At 54.0% G+C, this 20,024-nt stretch carries 16 protein-coding genes; 1 reads left to right on the forward strand and 15 read right to left on the reverse strand.

The window, feature by feature from the left end:
• Positions 1-50 precede the first annotated feature (50 nt).
• Positions 51-2,768, reverse strand: a complete 2,718-nt coding sequence (gene secA, locus ACM5QY_RS01105) for a preprotein translocase subunit SecA (protein WP_416118870.1) — start codon at positions 2,766-2,768, stop codon at positions 51-53.
• An 80-nt stretch (positions 2,769-2,848) separates the two neighbouring features.
• Positions 2,849-3,376, reverse strand: coding sequence for a secA translation cis-regulator SecM (gene secM, locus ACM5QY_RS01110; protein ID WP_416118871.1), 528 nt, complete (start codon positions 3,374-3,376; stop codon positions 2,849-2,851).
• Between the two features lie 26 nt (positions 3,377-3,402).
• Here secM and ACM5QY_RS01115 point away from each other — a divergent pair, with 26 nt between their 5' ends.
• Complete coding sequence (locus ACM5QY_RS01115; protein ID WP_416118872.1) at positions 3,403-3,930, forward strand: DUF721 domain-containing protein; 528 nt, start codon at positions 3,403-3,405, stop codon at positions 3,928-3,930.
• Between the two features lie 12 nt (positions 3,931-3,942).
• Here ACM5QY_RS01115 and lpxC read toward each other — a convergent pair whose 3' ends face one another.
• The 13 genes from lpxC to ACM5QY_RS01180 all read right to left on the reverse strand — a co-directional run bounded on the left by lpxC (position 3,943) and on the right by ACM5QY_RS01180 (position 20,005).
• Positions 3,943-4,860 carry a UDP-3-O-acyl-N-acetylglucosamine deacetylase gene (lpxC, locus tag ACM5QY_RS01120; protein WP_416118873.1) on the reverse strand — a complete coding sequence of 306 codons (918 nt, stop codon included), beginning with the start codon at positions 4,858-4,860 and terminating at the stop codon, positions 3,943-3,945.
• Positions 4,861-4,958: 98 nt separating this feature from the next.
• Positions 4,959-6,113 (reverse strand): cell division protein FtsZ, encoded by a 1,155-nt coding sequence (ftsZ, locus tag ACM5QY_RS01125; RefSeq protein WP_416118874.1) that lies wholly within the window; start codon positions 6,111-6,113, stop codon positions 4,959-4,961.
• Between the two features lie 71 nt (positions 6,114-6,184).
• Entirely contained in the window at positions 6,185-7,441 is a 1,257-nt protein-coding gene (gene ftsA / locus ACM5QY_RS01130) for a cell division protein FtsA (RefSeq protein ID WP_416118875.1), read from the reverse strand.
• Entirely contained in the window at positions 7,438-8,274 is an 837-nt protein-coding gene (gene ftsQ, locus ACM5QY_RS01135) for a cell division protein FtsQ (protein WP_416118876.1), read from the reverse strand. Before ftsQ ends, ftsA begins: the two co-directional genes overlap by 4 nt.
• 1 nt (position 8,275) lies before the next feature.
• The gene (locus ACM5QY_RS01140) at positions 8,276-9,196 is read right to left on the reverse strand and encodes a D-alanine--D-alanine ligase (RefSeq protein WP_416118877.1); all 921 of its coding nucleotides are present in this window, start codon (positions 9,194-9,196) and stop codon (positions 8,276-8,278) included.
• Complete coding sequence (gene murC / locus ACM5QY_RS01145) at positions 9,189-10,664, reverse strand: UDP-N-acetylmuramate--L-alanine ligase (protein WP_416118878.1); 1,476 nt, start codon at positions 10,662-10,664, stop codon at positions 9,189-9,191. The genes ACM5QY_RS01140 and murC overlap by 8 nt, the downstream gene beginning before the upstream one ends.
• A 78-nt stretch (positions 10,665-10,742) precedes the next feature.
• Positions 10,743-11,810 carry an undecaprenyldiphospho-muramoylpentapeptide beta-N-acetylglucosaminyltransferase gene (gene murG, locus ACM5QY_RS01150; protein WP_416118879.1) on the reverse strand — a complete coding sequence of 356 codons (1,068 nt, stop codon included), beginning with the start codon at positions 11,808-11,810 and terminating at the stop codon, positions 10,743-10,745.
• On the reverse strand, positions 11,807-13,009 hold the full coding sequence (gene ftsW / locus ACM5QY_RS01155) for a cell division protein FtsW (RefSeq protein WP_416122796.1): 1,203 nt from the start codon (positions 13,007-13,009) through the stop codon (positions 11,807-11,809). Before ftsW ends, murG begins: the two co-directional genes overlap by 4 nt.
• A gap of 5 nt (positions 13,010-13,014) precedes the next feature.
• On the reverse strand, positions 13,015-14,331 hold the full coding sequence (gene murD, locus ACM5QY_RS01160; RefSeq protein WP_416118880.1) for a UDP-N-acetylmuramoyl-L-alanine--D-glutamate ligase: 1,317 nt from the start codon (positions 14,329-14,331) through the stop codon (positions 13,015-13,017).
• A gap of 2 nt (positions 14,332-14,333) precedes the next feature.
• Positions 14,334-15,416: a phospho-N-acetylmuramoyl-pentapeptide-transferase gene (gene mraY / locus ACM5QY_RS01165; RefSeq protein ID WP_101075164.1), complete on the reverse strand. Its 1,083-nt coding sequence runs from the start codon at positions 15,414-15,416 to the stop codon at positions 14,334-14,336.
• Positions 15,410-16,771, reverse strand: coding sequence for a UDP-N-acetylmuramoyl-tripeptide--D-alanyl-D-alanine ligase (gene murF, locus ACM5QY_RS01170; protein ID WP_416118881.1), 1,362 nt, complete (start codon positions 16,769-16,771; stop codon positions 15,410-15,412). The genes mraY and murF overlap by 7 nt, the downstream gene beginning before the upstream one ends.
• Complete coding sequence (murE, locus tag ACM5QY_RS01175; RefSeq protein ID WP_416118882.1) at positions 16,768-18,255, reverse strand: UDP-N-acetylmuramoyl-L-alanyl-D-glutamate--2,6-diaminopimelate ligase; 1,488 nt, start codon at positions 18,253-18,255, stop codon at positions 16,768-16,770. Before murE ends, murF begins: the two co-directional genes overlap by 4 nt.
• The gene (locus ACM5QY_RS01180; RefSeq protein WP_416118883.1) at positions 18,242-20,005 is read right to left on the reverse strand and encodes a peptidoglycan glycosyltransferase FtsI; all 1,764 of its coding nucleotides are present in this window, start codon (positions 20,003-20,005) and stop codon (positions 18,242-18,244) included. Before ACM5QY_RS01180 ends, murE begins: the two co-directional genes overlap by 14 nt.
• Positions 20,006-20,024 lie beyond the last annotated feature (19 nt).

Here is a 20,024-nt window from a genome sequence, read left to right on the forward strand (position 1 = left end):
GCGGGGATTAGCCCGCCTTTAAGATTAACACGATGACTTAGCCTGAGATCTTACTTTTGCAGACGGCCATGACATTGTTTGTATTTCTTGCCAGAACCACATGGGCAGAGATCGTTGCGGCCTACTTTGCGTTCGCCGGATGCGGCAAGACGCGCAGCTTCAGCTACTTCAATTTCCTGCTGATCCTGATGGCTCAGCTGCTGCTGACGGGCCAGATGCTCGGCCTCTTCACGGCGCTGAATTTCCATTGCTTCAATTTCTTCAGGCATACGAACCTGAACTTTGCTCAGCACGCTGACCACTTCATATTTCAGTGATTCCAGCATGGCGGCAAACATGGCGAAGGATTCGCGTTTGTATTCCTGCTTAGGATCTTTCTGCGCATAGCCACGTAAATGGATGCCCTGACGCAGGTAGTCCATCGCCGCGAGATGCTCTTTCCATAGGGAATCAAGCGTTTGCAGCATCACACCTTTCTCGAAGTTACGCATCATTTCTGCGCCAACCACTTCTTCTTTACGGGCGTAAGATTCCTTCGCGAGTTCCATAATACGTTCACGCAGGGTTTCTTCATGCAGCTCCGGCTCTTTATCCAGCCATTCTGCAATCGGCATTTCCAGCTCGAAATCTTGTTTCAGGCGATCCTGAAGGCCCTGAACATCCCACATTTCTTCCAGAGACTGTGGCGGAATGTAGCTGTCGATTGTTGACTTGAAAACATCTTCGCGGATGCTGGCAATGGTTTCGCTCACATCGGACACGTCCAGCAATTCGTTACGCTGGCTATAGATCGCACGACGCTGATCGCTGGCGACATCATCGTATTCCAGCAATTGTTTACGGATATCAAAGTTACGGCTTTCAACTTTACGCTGTGCATTAGCAATCGCTTTGGTGACCCAAGGGTGCTCAATCGCTTCGCCCGGTTTCATACCCAGTTTACGCATCATGCTCGTCACACGGTCGGAAGCAAAGATACGCATCAGGGCGTCTTCCATGGACAGATAGAAACGGGATGAACCGGCATCACCCTGACGACCCGCACGGCCACGCAGCTGGTTATCGATACGGCGTGATTCGTGACGCTCTGTACCGATAATGTGCAGACCGCCGGAAGCCAGAACGGCGTCATGACGGATTTGCCATGCTGCTTTGATTTCCGCGATTTTCTCATCAGTGGCTTCTTCGCCCAGGTTTTCAACTTCAACCTGCCAGCTGCCGCCCAGCACGATATCGGTACCACGACCGGCCATGTTGGTTGCAATGGTGACCGCGCTTGGCTGACCCGCCTGTGCGACGATATCCGCTTCTTTGGCGTGGAACTTAGCGTTCAGAACGCTGTGCACGATGCCCGCTTTAGTCAGTTCATTGGAAACAACTTCGGATTTTTCAATCGAAATGGTACCCACTAGAACCGGCTGGCCTCTGGCAGTACACTGACGGATATCTTCGATAATCGCGCCAATTTTTTCCATTTCAGTCATGTACACCAGATCGGCCATATCTTTACGCACCATAGGGCGGTTCGTTGGCACAACGATGGTGTCCAGTTTGTAGATGGAGCTGAATTCGAACGCTTCAGTATCCGCAGTACCGGTCATACCGGCCAGTTTTTCGTACAGACGGAAGTAGTTCTGGAAGGTGATAGAAGCCAGCGTCTGGTTTTCGTTTTGAATATCAACGCCTTCTTTCGCTTCCACAGCCTGATGCAGACCATCAGACCAGCGACGACCCTGCATGGTACGACCGGTGTGTTCGTCAACGATGATAACTTCACCGTCTTTCACGATGTAATCGACATCACGGGTGAACAGCACGTGCGCGCGCAGAGCGGCGGTCACGTGGTGCATCAGCATAATGTTGGTCGGGGAGTACAGAGATTCGCCCTCTTCCATGATGCCTGCTTCCACCAACAATTCTTCAATCAGCACCAGACCACGTTCAGTCAGATGAACCTGACGCGCTTTCTCATCCACAGAGAAATGGCCTTCACCCTGGAAGGTTTCTGAGTCTTCTTTTTCCTGACGGATGAGTTTAGGGATCAATTTGTCGACGCGGGTGTACATTTCTGAGCTGTCTTCAGCCGGACCGGAAATGATCAGCGGGGTACGCGCTTCATCGATCAAGATGGAGTCGACCTCATCCACCAGTGCGTAGTGCAGTTTACGCTGAACACGTTCTTCAGGGCTGAAAGCCATGTTGTCGCGCAGGTAGTCAAAGCCGTATTCGTTGTTTGTGCCGTAAGTGATGTCAGCAGCGTAAGCCTCGCGCTTAGCCGGAGAAGGCATGCCCGGCAAGTTAATACCGATGCTCAGACCGAGGAACTCAAACAGTGGACGGTTATTTTCGGCGTCACGCTGTGCTAAGTAATCGTTGACGGTCACAACGTGAACGCCTTTACCGCTCAGTGCGTTCAGGTATGCCGGCAGCGTTGCGGTCAGGGTTTTACCTTCACCTGTACGCATTTCAGCGATGCAGCGCTCGTTGAGCACCATGCCGCCGAGTAACTGAACGTCAAAGTGGCGCATACCAAATACACGCTTACTGGATTCACGAACCACCGCAAAAGCTTCCGGGATCAGCGTCTCAAGCACTTCACCTTTCGCCAGACGCTCACGGAACTCATCGGTTTTAGCTCTCAGTTGCTCATCGGTCAGCTTCTGAATTTCAGGTTCCATGCGGCTGATCAGGTCAACCACTTTACGCATGCGGCGCAATGTACGATCGTTACGGCTACCAAAAACTTTGGTCAATAATTTGATTAACATGATGCTTAATATCTCTTGGAGGCCACGTAATGTAGCCACTAATTTGTTGATTTATAGATAGAGTTTAAACTTACAGTCTGTTAAATCAGGAAGGCCGGGCCGGCACGAATGCCTTGCACCTGTGCTAACCACAGTCCGGTTTGGTACGACGAAGAGAAGGTGTAAAAAGGTTGTTGCGTGTGACGGATGATAACCGGCGGTTTGGATTCATGCGTCAGTAATGCATTCAGGGTTACCAGCAGTGCAAGTTGCTGTACGTGCAGGGGTTCGGCTTCCTGCGCAACAATTTCAGGTTGGGATACGGTATAAACGACCTGGGGTGCCAGCGCAAAAGAAAGATGACGGATAACCGTGCGCAGTGCATGCTGCTGCCAGTAATCCACACCGAAAGACGGGCGGCGATTCGCCTGGAGCAATGCGAGATTACTCAGCCCTGAACTGCCGATGTTAAGTCTGTTTAGGCTTGAGGACGTATTGGGAACCGCAGGCAGTTCCGTTTGCGAGAGGTTCGTTGACACGCCAAGGCTTGCCGCGACCATCCCCAACAGGAGATGCGGCCAAAAATACTTTCTGCCAAATTGTCGCCAACGATTTAGAATACCAATCACAAGTTTACAATCCGCCGGAGCCCATCATGCGCGATAGCCGCCCACAATTATTAGATATCCTGTTCGATGATGCTTCTTCCACTGAGCAAAGCCCGCTGCGTATTGTTCAACAGCGTGCGGCGGCGTTATTAAATCTAAACCGCGCAGTGAAAGGTCTGTTACCGGCGCCCATGCAACCATGGTGTCGTGTCGGTAATTATCGACAGGGAGTTTTAGTGCTGGAGATAGCCAATGCCAGTTGGATGATGCGCTTACGCTATGAACAACCGGCACTACTCTCTGCACTTCGAGCGCAAATTCTACCATCTTTGTCGTCAATCGACATCAGGATTAATCCTTCGCTCATGGCGAAAATGGAAAATGCCTCGCAGATTGCCGTTAAAAATAAAGCGATCGCTTCGGAATCAATGCCCGTCAGGCATTTAAGTGCGCAGAGTGCGGAAGGATTACGGGGACTTGCGAGCCGTAGCCCGGAAAAACTCAGAAAGGCATTAGAACGACTGGCTGAATTGGCCGGAGAGGGTGCCAAAACAACCAGTCGTAATAAGTCATGATATCAGTAGCGATTACGCCAATACTGTAGAGGGTGCTTTAAAAGCCACAGGCATTTCAGCTTCATCCTGGAAGGTAACTAATTCCCAGGCTTCCTGCTTAGCCAGTACCGCTTGCAATAACTTATTGTTCAACGCGTGGCCAGATTTGAATGCGGTAAACGCACCAATAATGTTATGCCCACACATGAACAGGTCGCCGATAGCATCAAGCATTTTGTGACGAACGAATTCGTCTTCAAAACGCAGGCCATCTTCGTTAAGCACGCGGTAATCATCCACAACAATCGCGCAATCAAAGCTGCCACCCAGGCACAAACCACGTGACTGCAGATACTCGATATCACGCATAAAACCAAAAGTACGTGCGCGGCTGATTTGGCGAACAAATGCTTCTGCGGAGAAGTTCATTTTGTAACGCTGAGAACTGGAATCAATCGCCGGGTGATTGAAGTCGATAGTGAAGTCCAGAGAAAAACCATTGAATGGTTTGAACTCAGCCCACTTATCACCGTCTTCAACACGCACAGTTTCTTTGATGCGCAGGAATTTCTTCGCGCTCTTCAGTTCTTCGATCCCAGCGTCCATCAGCAGATAGACGAAAGGCGCGGCGCTACCGTCCATAATCGGCACTTCAGGCGCATCGACTTCGATAACAATGTTATCAATGCCCAGGCCCGCTAATGCCGCATTAAGGTGTTCAACCGTAGAAATGCGTACGTCTTGCTCATTCACCAGGCAAGTACAGAGCATGGTATCACGCACGGATTTTGCATCTGCCGGGAAATCAACCGGGGGATTCAAGTCAGTGCGACGATAGATGACCCCGGTATTTGCCGGTGCAGGACGCAGAGTCAGGGTGACTTTCTTGCCGGTATGCAAACCGACGCCCGTCGCCTGAACGATACGTTTTAATGTACGTTGTTTGATCATCGTTTTTATCTCGCAATGTTATCCATCCAACCGACCTAAGCTTACCTTAAGATCGGCGGGACAGTTTAGCACAAAGAGCGGAGATCCTACAATTCGGACTAGTCTGCCTGCTTACGCAGGAAGGCCGGGATGTCCAAATAGTCGGGCTCTTTATTAGATTGCGCGCTTGGATCATTCACCACTTTAGCCGCTGGCTTAGTTTCCTGCGGCAGCGGAGACATCCCGTGCTGCTGGTAACGGTGATCCATCACTGGCTGGCTGGCTGGCTTATTGGTCACCAAAGTGATCTCAGGACGTTTGTCCATGCCAATGCCGGTCGCCACCACGGTAACACGCAGTTCGTCATTCATTTCCGGGTCAAGGGAGGTCCCGATAACGACGGTCGCGTTGTCAGAAGCGAAAGCACGGATGGTGTTACCCACGGTTTCAAATTCATCCAAACGCAGGTCGAAGCCCGCGGTAATATTGACCAGAACGCCGCGCGCGCCAGACAAGTCGATGTCTTCCAGCAACGGGCTGGAGATCGCCATTTCAGCCGCTTCTTCAGCACGGTCTTCACCGCATGCCACGCCGGAACCCATCATGGCATAACCCATTTCGGACATTACGGTGCGCACGTCAGCAAAGTCGACGTTCATCAGACCCGGACGGGTGATCAGCTCAGCGATACCCTGCACCGCGCCTTTCAGCACGTCGTTGGCTGCACCGAAGGCGTCCAGCAGAGAGATACCGCGACCCAACACTTTTAACAGCTTGTCGTTCGGGATGGTAATCAGGGAGTCCACATGCTTGGACAGTTCAGCGATACCCTGCTCCGCGAATGCCATGCGCTTCTTGCCTTCAAAATTGAAAGGCTTAGTCACCACAGCAACGGTCAGAATACCCAAGTCTTTTGCTACTTCAGCCACCACTGGCGCTGCACCGGTACCGGTACCGCCGCCCATGCCCGCTGCGATAAAGACCATGTCTGCACCTTCAAGCGCAGCGCGCAGGGCTTCACGGTCTTCTTCTGCCGAATTACGACCCACTTCAGGGTTCGCACCAGCACCCAGACCTTTGGTAATACCGCTACCGATCTGAATCGTCTGGCCTACAGCCGTTTTACGCAACGCCTGGGCGTCTGTGTTAACGGCAAAGAATTCAACACCTTCAATGCGCTCACGCACCATGTGTTCGACAGCGTTACCGCCGCCACCGCCGACGCCGATGACTTTAATCACCGCGTCGTTGGTCAGTTCCATAGGTTCAAACATAGTTTCTCTCCGTTTTGTGCCTGTCGCGTCGGAATCAAAAGCTATAAGAGCATGATCCCGTTGTTAAAACATTAAAACTCTTTTCTCAGCCAGCTATTGATTCGTTTGAACCAGTTGCCCACTGAGGCGCGTTTTTCCACTTCGGCCTCACCGCTCAGGTGAGACTCCTTCCCGTAGTGCAGCAGCCCTACAGCCGTTGAGTAGTAAGGTTCCTGCGCATAATCTGTCAGCCCTGTGATGTTCAGAGGTTGCCCGATACGCACCTGGGTATGGAATACCCGCTGCGCACAAGCTGCCAGACCATCAATTTGTGCTGCGCCGCCTGTCAAAACAATACCTGCGGCCAGATGATGTTTTACGCCTTGCTGACGTAACTGCTCCTGCAATTGCAAAATTTCGTCGTTCACTAAATTCAGCAATTCTGTGTAACGAGGCTCGATGACTTCAGCCAGTGTCTGACGTTGCAGACTGCGTGGCGGACGTCCGCCTACGCTCGGCACTTCGACGTTTTCGTCTTTGCCGACAATCGATCCTAATGCACAACCGTGGCGAACCTTGATGGCTTCTGCATCGGTCGGTGGCGTTCCAAACGCATAAGCGATGTCGCTGGTCACCACGTTCCCTGCATAAGGGATAACCTTAGTATGACGTAGTGCGCCGCCGGTATAAACCGCGATATCCATGGTTCCACCACCAATATCGACGACACAGACCCCTAATTCGCGCTCATCTTCGGTCAGAACCGCATAACTGGACGCCAGACCGGCAAAAATCAGCTGGTCAACTTTTAAGCCACAGCGTTCAACCGCCTTTACAATGTTCTTCGCCATATCGTTATGGCAGGTAATCAGGTGAACTTTTGCCTGCATACGCACACCGGAAAGCCCGACAGGGTTTTTGATCCCTTCCTGATAATCAATGGCATATTCCTGAGGGATCACATGCAAAACACGATGCTCATCACGAACGCGAACCGATTTCGCGGTATGCACAACGTTCTCTACATCTTCCTGCGTGACTTCTTCTTCTGAAATAGGAACCATCCCTATTTCATTCTGACAACTGATATGTTTACCGGACAAAGCAAGGTAAACAGAGGAAATTTGGCAATCCGCCATCAGTTCAGCCTGATCGATGGCGCGCTGTACGCACTTCACCACCGATTCCAGATCATTCACGCCACCCTTGTCCATGCCACGGGACGGGCAACTGCCCACACCGATAATATTGACCATGCCATCGGGCAGAACTTCCCCCACCAATGCGGCAACTTTTGCCGTACCGATTTCCAGCCCAACTACCAGTTTTCTGTCCGTCGACTTGATCATTGTTGTTTAGCCTGTGCCTGATTCTGTTGCTGATTACTGTTTTGCTGGTCAATAAACTCCGGAGCCCAACCGACCGACGCACCGCTGTCGTAACGTAAATCGACATAAGTGATGCGTTTTTTATCGGCTTCAGCCTGTTGCTGGAATCGCGGATAAAGCTCGATAAAACGTTGTAAACGCCCCATCCGGTCATCTCTTCCCAATTCCAGCCGGACGTCGCTGTCCAGAGTTAACTGCCACGAGTGACGCGCACTCATTACGACTGCCTTCAACGTGAATTTTCCGGCGGCCAGCGCCTGACTCATCGTTTGAAAGCCCTGCAAAACATCCTGTTCGCTGCCTTCCGGACCGTAAAGCAACGGCATTTTCTGTTTGACCACACGTTCAGCGGGTATGCTGAATGATTTGCCATCGGCATCAACCATATGCAGATCATTCCAGTGTGCGACCGGCACATACTCCACCAGGTGTATCTTCAATTCGTTCGGCCATTGCTTACGGACGCTGACCTGTTTTATCCAGGGTAAACGCTCAATCTGCTGCTGAATGACGTTAACATCCTGCGTCATAAACGTTCCCGGTGCCCCTAAGGACAGAATCGCCTGACGAATATCATCGTTGGTCGTGTAATGACGTTCTCCCGTAACCACAAGCTGGGACAACGGCAACCGGTTCGCATCCTGCATCCAGATAATTACCGCCCACGCACTCCATAAAATCGTTCCTACTACCAACAGCAGAAACACAATCCCTGCAAGCTGGCCACCATTACTGCGACGGCCGTTAGTCTCGACCGTCTCACGCTCTCGGGTATTCAGGGCGGCTTGAGACATATCAGTCAGCCAAAGCCAGAATACGGAAAACGAGTTGCGGGAAGCTCAGACCGGAATGTTTTGCCGCCATCGGCACTAAGCTGTGGCTGGTCATTCCCGGTGATGTATTCACTTCCAGCAAATTAAAGCTGCCGTCACCGTCCTGCATCACATCAACACGGCCCCAGCCACTGCAATCGAGCGCCTGATAAGCCTGCAACGCCAGCGCAGATAACTGCTGCTCTTGCGCCTCGCTCAAACCGCTTGGGCAAAAATACTGTGTTTCATCAGACAGATATTTCGCCTGATAGTCATAAAATGTCCCGGCAGGCTGGATACGGATGGATGGCATAACCTGATCACCCACGATCGCTACCGTGTATTCCGGACCACTTAACCATTTTTCAATCAGTACGTTATCGTCATGACGAAAGCCTTCCAGCAGGGCTGGCAGCAACTCTTTTTCAGTTGTCACTTTGCTCATGCCAACGCTGGAACCTTCACGGCTGGGTTTGACGATAACCGGCAGGCCTAATTCGGCAATTTTCGTTGCCAGAGCGCCCTGCCCTGCGGCTTCAATTTGTGAACGATGCAATGCCACGAACGGAGCAACCGGTAAACCCAGCGCCTGCCACACCAGCTTGGTGCGGAATTTATCCATGGTCAGCGCAGAAGCCATGACGCCACTGCCGGTATACGGCAGGCCAATGTGCTCAAGCAACCCTTGCAAAGTACCGTCTTCACCACCGCGGCCATGCAGCGCGATAAAGACTTTGCTGAACCCTTCTTCTTTAAGAAGCGCCACGTTAAATGTTTTGGTGTCGATGCCATGCGCATCCACACCTGATTCGCGTAAACCTGCCAGCACCGCAGCGCCGGACTGCAATGACACATCGCGTTCTGCGGAAGTACCACCCAACAATACCGCTACTTTCTCAGACATGATGTTCTTCACCTTTTTTCACTGGCTGCAACTTTTGATCAGCCAGTTTACGGGCCACTTTGCCAACGTTACCGGCACCCTGCACCAGCACTAAATCATCACCTTCGAGGATCTGCGCCAGGCTTTCAGGCACAGCGTCAATATCAGAAACCAGAATAGGATCCAGTTTACCTCGCGCACGAATGGTGCGGCATAACGAGCGACTGTCGGCACCCGGAATCGGCGCTTCACCGGCCGGATAAACATCGAGCATGATCAGCACATCTACCTGAGACAGCACATTCGCGAAGTCGTCATACAAATCGCGGGTACGCGTGTAACGGTGTGGCTGGAAAATCATGACCAGACGCTTGTCCGCCCAGCCCGCGCGTGCGGCTTTGATTGTCGCATCCACTTCTGTCGGGTGATGGCCGTAGTCATCAACCAGCATCGCGCTGCCGGTTTTTCCGTTCACATTTTCCAGCGCGTAGTCGCCCAGGAAATCAAAACGACGACCGGTTCCCTGGAAGCCTTCCAGCGCGCGCAGGATGGCGTCATCGCTGATACCTTCATCCGTCGCCACGGCCACAGCCGCAGCGGCATTCAGGGCGTTATGTCGGCCCGGCGCGTTCAGCGTGACGCTGATCAGCGGCAGATCCTGACGACGTATCGTAAAGTGCCCCTGTGCGCCAACCTGACGGTAATTCTCGATAATCACATCCGCATCTTCGCTGAAACCGTAAGTGGTAATGTGACGGCCTACGCGTGGGATCAGCTCACGGATCACCGGATCATCAAGACACATCACCGCACGTCCGTAGAACGGCAGGTTGTGCAGGAAATTCACAAACGTCTGTTTCAGGTTTTCAAAATCACCCTGATACGTATCCATATGATCTGCTTCGATGTTGGTGACAATCGCCACCATCGGTTGCAGATGCAGGAAGGACGCATCACTTTCGTCCGCTTCTGCAATCAGGAAACGGCTTGAGCCCAGACGCGCATGCGTGCCTGCCGCTTTAACCAGTCCACCATTCACGAAAGTCGGATCCAGCCCGGCTTCTGCGTAAATACTGGTGACCATCGCGGTGGTCGTGGTTTTACCGTGTGTCCCTGCCACAGCGATGCCATGACGAAAACGCATCAGCTCGGCGAGCATTTCCGCACGACGGATAACCGGGATACGCGCTTCACGGGCGGCAACAATTTCCGGGTTATCGGAAGAGATTGCCGTCGAAACCACCACCACGCTGGCATCGAGCACATTCTCCGGGCGGTGATTGAAATAAATCGTCGCGCCCAGTGCGGTCAGTTGCTGCGTGACCGCGTTCGGTGCTAAGTCAGAACCGCTAATCTGATAGCCTTCATTGGCCAACACTTCGGCGATACCACCCATGCCGGCACCACCGATGCCAACAAAGTGAATGTGCCGGACACGATGCATCTCTGGCACGAAGGTACGCAGTTTCGCCAATTGTTGTGTATTCACGTTTTTATTCACTATTTCAGGTTACTGATTAATCCGTTTCATACGGCCAGGACCACGCTGCGCATGGCCCGTTCAATTTCATTTTTTGCTGACGGCGACCACTTCTGCGGCCACGCGCTCTGTCGCATCAGGAATAGCGGCTGCACGGGCAGCGATAGCCATTTCCATCAGATGGGTTCTGTCCCATCCGGCCATCAGGTCAGTGACGGCTGCGGCACTAAAATCTTTCTGCTCAATAATCTTCGCGGCACCGGCCTTTTCCAGCGGCAACGCATTCCAGTACTGCTGACGATCTTTATGCTGGAACGGCACGAAGATCGCCGGTAAACCAGCGGCCGCTATTTCGCTGACCGTCAACGCACCGGAACGGCAGACCACAACATCCGCCCAGGCATAGGCCTGCGCCATGTCATCAATAAATTCGGTGACCTTATGCTGAGTCTGACCGGCTTTTTCGTAAGCCTGATTTGCGGACTCCAGCGCGCCTTTACCGACCTGATGCCACAACGTAATTTTATCGCCCATCAGCGCCGCCACTTCAGGCATAGTCTGATTCAGCACCCGCGCGCCCTGGCTTCCGCCAATGACCAGTACGCGGATGGGGCCTTCGCGCCCGGCCAGACGGGTTTGCGGTAATTCCAGCGCCAGCACGTCGGTACGCACCGGATTACCGACCACGGCCGCATTCGGGAACGCGCCGGGAAACGCCTGTAATACTTTTTTGGCAATATGCGACAAACCGCGATTGGTCATGCCCGCAATACCATTTTGTTCATGCAGCACCACCGGAATACCCAGTGACCATGCTGCCAGGCCGCCAGGGCCGGAAACGTAACCGCCCATGCCTAAAACGACATCCGGCTGGAAGCGCTTCATGATGGCTTTCGCCTGGCGCCACGCATGATATATGCGAATGGGGGCAGTGAGCTGCGCTTTCAGACCTTTCCCACGTAATCCTGAGATTTTAATGAAATCAATCTCGATGCCATTCTTTGGCACCAAATCCGCTTCCATTCGATCTGCCGTGCCAAGCCAGCGGACTTCCCAGCCTTGTGCCATCAGGTGATGTGCGACTGCCAGACCGGGGAAAACGTGCCCGCCGGTACCGCCTGCCATCACCATTAAACGCCGGGTATTGCCACTCATCGGGCACTCCTTACAAACGCCTGGGCTTTTGCCAGGCGCGTTTCAAAATCCACTCGCAGCAATAACACGATTGCTGTCGACATAATGATCAGGCTCGAACCACCGTAACTGATGAGCGGTAAGGTCAGGCCTTTCGTTGGCAACATCCCCGCCGCGGCCCCAACGTTAACCAGCGCCTGGAAACTGAACCACACACCAATTGAGCAGGCCAAAAACCCGGAAAACCGCTGATCTAGCTCTAATGCGCGACGCCCAATCGACATGGCGCGAAAAGCGACGAAGAATACCATCAACAACGCCAGAACCACACCGAAATACCCCAGTTCTTCCCCCAATATGGAGAAGATGAAGTCGGTATGCGCTTCCGGTAAATACTCCAGTTTCTGCACCGAATTCCCGAGCCCCTGTCCCCAGAGTTCACCACGGCCAAACGCCATCAGTGACTGGGTTAACTGGTAGCCACTCCCGAACGGATCGGCCCATGGATTCCAGAACGACGTTACGCGGCGCATACGGTAAGGTTCGGCAAGAACCAGCAGCACAACGGCGAAAGCACCGGAACCGATGATGGCCAGAAACTGCCACATCTTTGCCCCCGCCAGGAACAGCATTGCCAGCGTGGTAATAAACAGTACAACGACCGTGCCGAGGTCAGGCTGAGCCAGCAGAAGAACGGCCAGAACCACCATCACGCCCATCGGTTTACAAAAGCCCCAGAAGTTGCTTCGGACTTCATCAACCTTTCGCACCAGATAACTGGCGAGATAACAAAACAGTGACAACTTGGAAAACTCTGCGGGCTGAATACGCAATGGCCCCAGTGAAATCCAGCGCGATGCCCCGTTTACCGAGCTCCCCACCACCAGCACAACCAGCAACATCACCACGGAAAGCAACAGCAGGACGTTACTGTATTTCTGCCAGACCGCCATCGGTACGCGCAGCGTCACCAGCGACAACCCGAAGGCCAGAGCAAGGTAAATTGCGTCACGCTTGGCAAACAAAAACGGGTCATCCGCCAGACGCTGTCCGATCGGCATCGAAGCCGACGTCACCATCACAAAACCGATAATCGCCAGACCAAAGGTCAGCCACAGCAGTGTCCGGTCATACAACACCAGCGTCAGAGAGTCGTTTTCTTTCGACCCCATCACCCAGTCGTTAAATTTTCTGACGAGGCTCAACCCAGGGATACGGATCCGCATTAACCCAGCTCCTTCGCCAGCGCAGTGAAAATATCACCGCGTTGTTCAAAACTGCGGAACTGATCGAGGCTGGCGCAGGCCGGAGACAGTAAAACCATGTCGCCTGACGCCACACGCGTACTGATATCACGCATCGCCTGTTCCATCGTTTCAAACAAAGAAGAAACTTCAGGCCGTAAATCCGCCAGCTCCGCGCCGTCACGGCCAAAGCAGTAAATACGCAGATTGTCGCCCTGCAAATATTTCGTCAGCGGTGAGAAATCCGCAGATTTTCCGTCCCCGCCCAGCAGAAGATGCAATGTGCCCTCAACATGCAGGCCGTTGAGTGCCGCTTCGGTGCTGCCCACGTTGGTTGCTTTGGAATCGTTGATCCAACGCACACCGTTGTGCTGCCACGCCACCTGAAAACGGTGCGCCAGACCGGTAAAGGTCGTCAGGGCTTTCAGGCCAGATGCATGAGGAATGCCCACGGCATCTGCCAGCGCCAGCGCGGCCAGCGCATTGGTATAATTGTGGCGGCCCGTCAGCGGCATTTCGTTGGTATTCAGAACCTTCTCGCCACGCACGCGCAGCCAGATATCGTCCTGCTGGCGTGTCAGGTGATAATCACCGACATCCACACCAAAACTCACGCAACGCTTATCAGCGCCACGCACCGGCATTGTCAGCGCATCATCCGCGTTGACGACGCACAGCGCGGCATTCTCGTAAACTTTCAGTTTTGCCGCACGGTACTGCTGCAAACCAAACGGATAGCGATCCATATGATCTTCGGTCACGTTAAGAATGGTCGCGGCCGCTGCACGCAGGCTGTGCGTGGTTTCAAGCTGGAAACTGGACAGCTCAAGCACAAACAAATCGTATTCTTGATCAAGCATTGTCAGCACCGGCAAACCGATGTTGCCGCCCACGCCGACGCGCCATCCGGCGGCTTTCGCCATTTCGCCGACCAGCGTCGTCACGGTACTTTTACCGTTCGATCCGGTGATCGCCACAACCGGCGTTTGCGTTTCGCGGCAGAACAGCTCGACATCGCCGACAATTTCCACGCCTGCGTCAGCGGCAGCGCTCAGTGCAGGGGTGGCCAGCGCCATTCCGGGGCTGGAGATAATCAGATCCGCATCCAGCAGCCAGTCTTCATTGAGCGAACCGAGGTGACGCTCAATGTTATCCGCGAGTTTATCCAGTCCGGGCGGGCTGACGCGGGTATCAATAACACGCGGCGTCACGCCCCGTGCCACAAAGAAATCAACACAGGACAGGCCGGTAAGACCCAGCCCGATGATGACCACTTTTTTACCCTGATAGTCAGCCATAATTACCGCACCTTCAGCGTCGCCAGACCAATCAGGACCAGCATCAGCGAAATAATCCAGAAGCGCACAATGACGCGCGGTTCCGGCCAGCCTTTAAGTTCGTAATGGTGATGGATCGGCGCCATACGGAAAATGCGCTGACCGCGTAACTTAAAGGACCCGACTTGCAAGATGACAGACAGTGTTTCAACCACGAACACACCGCCCATAATCACCAGTAAGAACTCCTGACGCAGCAACACGGCGATAGTCCCCAGCGCACCGCCCAGAGCCAGAGAGCCGACATCGCCCATGAAAACTTGTGCCGGATAGGTGTTAAACCACAGGAACCCAAGCCCGGCACCGACAATGGCGGTACACACGATCACCAGTTCGCCCGCGTGACGCAGGTAAGGAATGTGCAGGTAGCTGGCAAAATTCATGTTACCGGTCGCCCAGGCCACCAGCGCAAAGCCAGCAGCGACGAACACGGTGGGCATAATTGCCAGACCATCCAGACCATCCGTCAGGTTGACCGCGTTGCTGGTTCCGACAATCACGAAGTAACTCAGCAGGATATACAGCAGGCCGAGCTGCGGCATGATGTCTTTAAAGAACGGAACAACCAGCTCGGTGGCTGGCGTGTCTTTCCCGATGGCGTACATCGTGAAGGCGGCGGCAAGCGCAATCACCGACTGCCAGAAGTATTTCCAGCGGGCGATAAGGCCCTTGGTATCTTTACGGACAACTTTGCGATAGTCATCGATAAACCCGACAACACCGTAGCCCAGCAGGACAAACAGCACGCACCAGACGTACGGGTTTGAAGGATAAGCCCACATCAGGACAGAAATCGTGATGGAAGCCAGAATCATCAGGCCGCCCATCGTTGGCGTTCCGCGTTTACTGAAATGCGATTCCGGGCCGTCGTTGCGGACAACCTGACCAAAAGACATTTTTTGCAGACGGGCGATCATCCGTGGTCCGATCCACAAAGACAGGAACAAAGCAGTCAGCAGGCTGACAATGGCGCGAAACGTCAGGTATGAAAAGACGTTGAAGCCGGAATAATATTTGACCAAGTGTTCGGCCAGCCAAACTAGCATGTTGCATTCTCCTGTAACGCGCGTACTACCTGCTCCATTGCGGCACTACGTGAACCTTTAATCAAAACGGTAATTACCGCATGTTCAGACAGTAAGCTCGTTAAACGGGCCGTCAGGGCTGCCTTATCCTCTAAATGCTCACCACATCCGCTGGCATCACTGATGATGCGGCTGTCGTGGCCTATGCTGAATACTTTGTCGATGCCTGCTGCACGAATCGCTTCGCCGACCTGACGGTGACAACTTTCGCTTTCGGCGCCCAGTTCAGCCATATCGCCAACGGCCATCACACGGTAACCCGGCATTTCTGACAGCACTTGTGCCGCCGCCGTCATGGAACCGACGTTCGCGTTATAGCTGTCATCGAGCAGGGTTTTGCCTTCGCTGAGTGCAATCGGGAACAGGCGTCCTTTGACAGATTGCAGCGTTTTCAGGCCAGCGCGCACGTTTTCAAGCGAAGCGCCGACAGACAGCGCCAGCGCCGCCGCAGCCAGTGCGTTAGCAATGTTGTGACGTCCCGGCACCGGTAACGAAACATCAATGCTGCCTTTCGGAGAATGCAGAGTGAAAGCGGTCTTCAGCGGGCTGAGTATGACGTCTGTCGCGTTGAAATCGGTGCCTTCCGTATTTGAAGAAGAAAATTGCCAGACGGTTTTACCGGTCAGTTTGTGCTGCCAGTTTGCCCAGTCATTACTGCCGGCGTTGATCACCGCAATACCGTTTTCAGGCAAACCGTCGAAAATCTCGCCTTTGGCGCGGGCAACACCGGCCAGAGAACCAAAACCTTCCAGATGAGCCGCGGACAGGTTGTTGATCAGCGCCGTCTCAGGACGTGCCAGCGCCGTGGTATAGCCGATTTCGCCCGGATGGTTTGCGCCCATCTCAATGACGGCAAAATCATGCTCTGCGGTCAGGCGCAGTAACGTCAGCGGCACGCCGATGTCGTTATTGAAGTTTCCTGTGGTGTAGAGCACATTGCCGCACTCACGCAATATCGCAGCGGTCATTTCTTTAACAGAAGTCTTGCCGGAAGAGCCGGTCAAGCCGACCACGCGGGCTGGCACCTGCTGACGAACCCAGCCACCGAGTTGCCCCAGCGCAATACGGGTATCATCGACCACTAACTGAGGGACTTCCACCGGTAAGTGCTTACTTACCAGCAACGCCCCTGCACCCGCTTTAACGGCGTCTGCCGCAAAATCGTGTGCATCGAATTTCTCGCCTTTCAGCGCCACAAACAAACAACCAGAGGTGATCTGACGGGTATCCGTGGTCACGCTGTCAATTTGCGTATCCGCACCGATAAGTTCAGCGTTGAGCGCGTCAGCCAAAGTTTGCAGAGAAACGCGGATCATGCGATCACCCCCAGCAAGCGTGCGACCGTGACGCGATCGGAGTAATCAAGACGCTGATTCCCTACCAGCTGATAATCTTCGTGCCCTTTACCGGCAATCAGCACAACGTCGTCTTCTTTAGCCTGCATGATGGCGCTGGTCACGGCTTCCGCACGACCGTGAATTTCCTGCGCACGACCTGCATCCAGCAATCCGGCGAGAATATCTGCCACGATGGCGCGGGGTTCTTCGCTGCGCGGGTTGTCATCGGTCACGATAACGCGGTCGGCGAACTGTTCTGCGATCCCGCCCATCAGAGGACGCTTGCCTTTATCACGATCGCCACCGCAACCAAACACGCACCACAGTTGCCCTTTACAGTGCAGACGGGCAGCCGCCAGCGCTTTTTCCAGCGCATCCGGCGTATGTGCATAATCGACAACGGCGGTAGGTTTACCCGGCGCGTTGAAGACTTCCATACGACCGCAAACCGGTTGTAACTGGGAACCTGTCGCCAGCAATTGTGCCAGCGGATAATCAAGGGAAAGCAGCGTCGCCAGTGCGACCAGCAGATTGCTGACGTTGAACGCGCCCATCAGGCGGCTCTCCAGCTTGCCTTCGCCCCAGCTTGAATCGATATTCACCGTCGCGCCGTTGTCGTGATAATTCACGCTACGGGCAACCAGCCAGCGGCCTTTCCAGCCTGCCGGGATTTTGTCTTCCATGCTGACCGCAATGGAATTCGGGGTTTTCGCCAGCCAGCGCGCCCCGACTTCATCGTCAGCATTGATAATTTTTTGACCGACCTGATGCGAAGAGAAGAGCAGCCATTTGGCGTCTTCGTAGCTTTGCATGTCGCCGTGGTAATCCAGATGATCGCGGCTCAGGTTGGTAAACGCGGCGGCGGCAAACGGCAGCGCGGCCACACGATGCTGCACCAGCCCGTGGGAAGAAACTTCCATCGCGGCGAAAGTGGCACCCTGTTTCACTAAATCAGCCAGAATATGCTGCACCTGGACGGCTGAACCGGTGGTGTTTTCGGCTGGAACCACGTTATCGAGCAGGCCATTTCCTACCGTCCCCATCACCGCGCTGGTTTCGCCCAGCAACTGGCTCCACTGCGCCAGCAGTTGTGTGGTAGTAGTTTTACCGTTGGTACCGGTCACGCCAACCAAACGTAATGACTTGCCTGGCTGCTGATAAAAACGGCCTGCCAGTTCGGAAAGCAAGACGTTAAGATCCTCAAGATAAATCACTGGTACACCATGCATCTGGCTAACCGTGCCGTGCTCTTTTTCACCTTTTGCTTCGGCCACGACGGCAGCGACGCCCTGGGCAATTGCCTGGGGAATATAACGACGCCCATCACTGGTATGGCCTGAGACCGCGACAAACAGATCGCCGGCAGCCGCGATGCGGCTGTCTAAGATCATGTCTTTTAGCGCTACCGCTGGGGCTTCATTCACCCAGGGCGCTAAGATGTCGCGCAAATTACGATCTGCCACCTGTTGCCTCTTTTTGATTATTTACTATGTCTGCATTTTCATCGGCAGTCAGCGCGTCAGGTTCAACGTTCATGGTACGCAACACCCCGCCCATGATGGCGCCAAACACCGGTGCGGAAACAGCCCCACCGTAATACTTCCCTCCCTGCGGATCGTTAATCACGACCACCAGGGCATATCTTGGGTTGCTTGCTGGCGCAACGCCGGCGGTATAAGCAATGTATTTATTGACGTATTTACCGTCCGGACCGACTTTCTTCGCCGTACCGGTTTTTATCGCAATCCGGTAGCCCTTGATGGCGGCTTTCACGCCGCCGCCGCCCGGCAGCGCCACACTTTCCATCATATGCACGACGGTGCGCACCACCGGCTCAGGGAATATGCGTTCGCCGGAAACCGGCGGATCAACACGTGTGATCGACAACGGGCGATAAATGCCCATACTGCCGATCGTGGCATAGACTCGCGCTAGCTGGAGAGGTGTCACCATTAGCCCGTAGCCGAAAGAGAAGGTGGCCCTCTCTATGTCAGACCACCGTTGTTTTTTAGGGTATAAGCCACTGCTTTCTCCAACCAGCCCCAAATTGGTCGGTTTTCCCAATCCGAATCGCGAGTAAGTGTCTACCAGCTCTGCGGATGGCATCGATAACGCCAGTCGTGAAACACCGACGTTACTCGACTTCTGCAAGATACCCGTCACGGAAAGCTCCGCGTAACGGGCCACATCTTTAATCTCATGGCCGTTGATCCGGTACGGCAGCGTATTCAGCACGCTGTTCTCACGAACCACGCCATTTTTCAACGCGGTCATGACGACCATCGGTTTCACGGTAGAACCCGGTTCGAAAATGTCTGTGATCGCGCGGTTACGCATGACGTCTTTCGGCGTATCCGGCATGTTGTTCGGGTTGTAGGACGGGCTGTTGGCCATCGCCAGCACTTCGCCGGTTTGCACATCGACCAGCACCGCTGTGCCGGATTCCGCTTTGTTGAAAGCGACGGCGTTATTGAGTTCGCGGTACACCAGCGCCTGCAGACGTTCGTCGATGCTCAGCGCCAGATTGTGTGCGGCCTGGCTGTCAACGGTGGAGATGTCTTCAATGACGCGACCAAAACGGTCTTTACGGATAGTGCGCTCGCCCGGTTTACCGGTCAGCCAGCGGTCAAAACTCTTCTCAACGCCTTCGATACCTTCGCCATCAATGTTGGTGACACCAATCACATGCGACGTCACCTGCCCGGCCGGATAATAACGGCGGGATTCATGACGCAGGGAAATACCCGGCAGCTTGAGTTTATGGACATATTCGCCGACGGCCGGATTCACCTGACGCGCCAGATACACGAAACGGCCTTTCGGATTGGCATTGATGCGGGCAGAAAGCTGATCGAGCGGCATGTTCAGCGCATCGGCCAGCGCTTTCCATTTTGTATCGACGGTTATACCACCGCGATCATTGATTTCTTTCGGGTCGGCCCAGATAGCATTGACCGGCACGCTCACCGCCAGCGGGCGTCCAGAGCGGTCAGTGATCATGCCGCGAGACGTGGGGATGGTCTGGACGCGCAGGGAGCGTAAATCTCCTTCTTTGACCAGTTTGTCCGGATTGATGACTTGCAGGTAAGCCACACGCAACATCAGACCCACCAGGGCCAGAAGGATACAGGCGCACAACAACGCAAAACGCCAGCTGATAAAGCTGGCTTGGTCTTCGGGGCGCTTTAACTTCGCGGTGCGTGTTGCTTTCATTAGCTGCCTGTATTCTCCA

Origin of the sequence: Rahnella sp. PCH160, assembly GCF_047784855.1 — a bacterium.
Lineage (GTDB): Bacteria > Pseudomonadota > Gammaproteobacteria > Enterobacterales > Enterobacteriaceae > Rahnella.

Excerpts from the sequence above, each read along its gene's own strand:
- secA (WP_416118870.1), bottom strand. The coding sequence starts at position 2,768 with ATGTTAATCAAATTATTGACCAAAGTTTTTGGTAGCCGTAACGATCGT.
- ACM5QY_RS01115 (WP_416118872.1), top strand. The coding sequence starts at position 3,403 with ATGCGCGATAGCCGCCCACAATTATTAGATATCCTGTTCGATGATGCT.
- lpxC (WP_416118873.1), bottom strand. The coding sequence starts at position 4,860 with ATGATCAAACAACGTACATTAAAACGTATCGTTCAGGCGACGGGCGTC.
- ftsZ (WP_416118874.1), bottom strand. The coding sequence starts at position 6,113 with ATGTTTGAACCTATGGAACTGACCAACGACGCGGTGATTAAAGTCATC.
- ftsA (WP_416118875.1), bottom strand. The coding sequence starts at position 7,441 with ATGATCAAGTCGACGGACAGAAAACTGGTAGTTGGGCTGGAAATCGGT.
- ftsQ (WP_416118876.1), bottom strand. The coding sequence starts at position 8,274 with ATGTCTCAAGCCGCCCTGAATACCCGAGAGCGTGAGACGGTCGAGACT.
- ACM5QY_RS01140 (WP_416118877.1), bottom strand. The coding sequence starts at position 9,196 with ATGTCTGAGAAAGTAGCGGTATTGTTGGGTGGTACTTCCGCAGAACGC.
- murG (WP_416118879.1), bottom strand. The coding sequence starts at position 11,810 with ATGAGTGGCAATACCCGGCGTTTAATGGTGATGGCAGGCGGTACCGGC.
- murD (WP_416118880.1), bottom strand. The coding sequence starts at position 14,331 with ATGGCTGACTATCAGGGTAAAAAAGTGGTCATCATCGGGCTGGGTCTT.
- mraY (WP_101075164.1), bottom strand. The coding sequence starts at position 15,416 with ATGCTAGTTTGGCTGGCCGAACACTTGGTCAAATATTATTCCGGCTTC.
- murF (WP_416118881.1), bottom strand. The coding sequence starts at position 16,771 with ATGATCCGCGTTTCTCTGCAAACTTTGGCTGACGCGCTCAACGCTGAA.
- ACM5QY_RS01180 (WP_416118883.1), bottom strand. The coding sequence starts at position 20,005 with ATGAAAGCAACACGCACCGCGAAGTTAAAGCGCCCCGAAGACCAAGCC.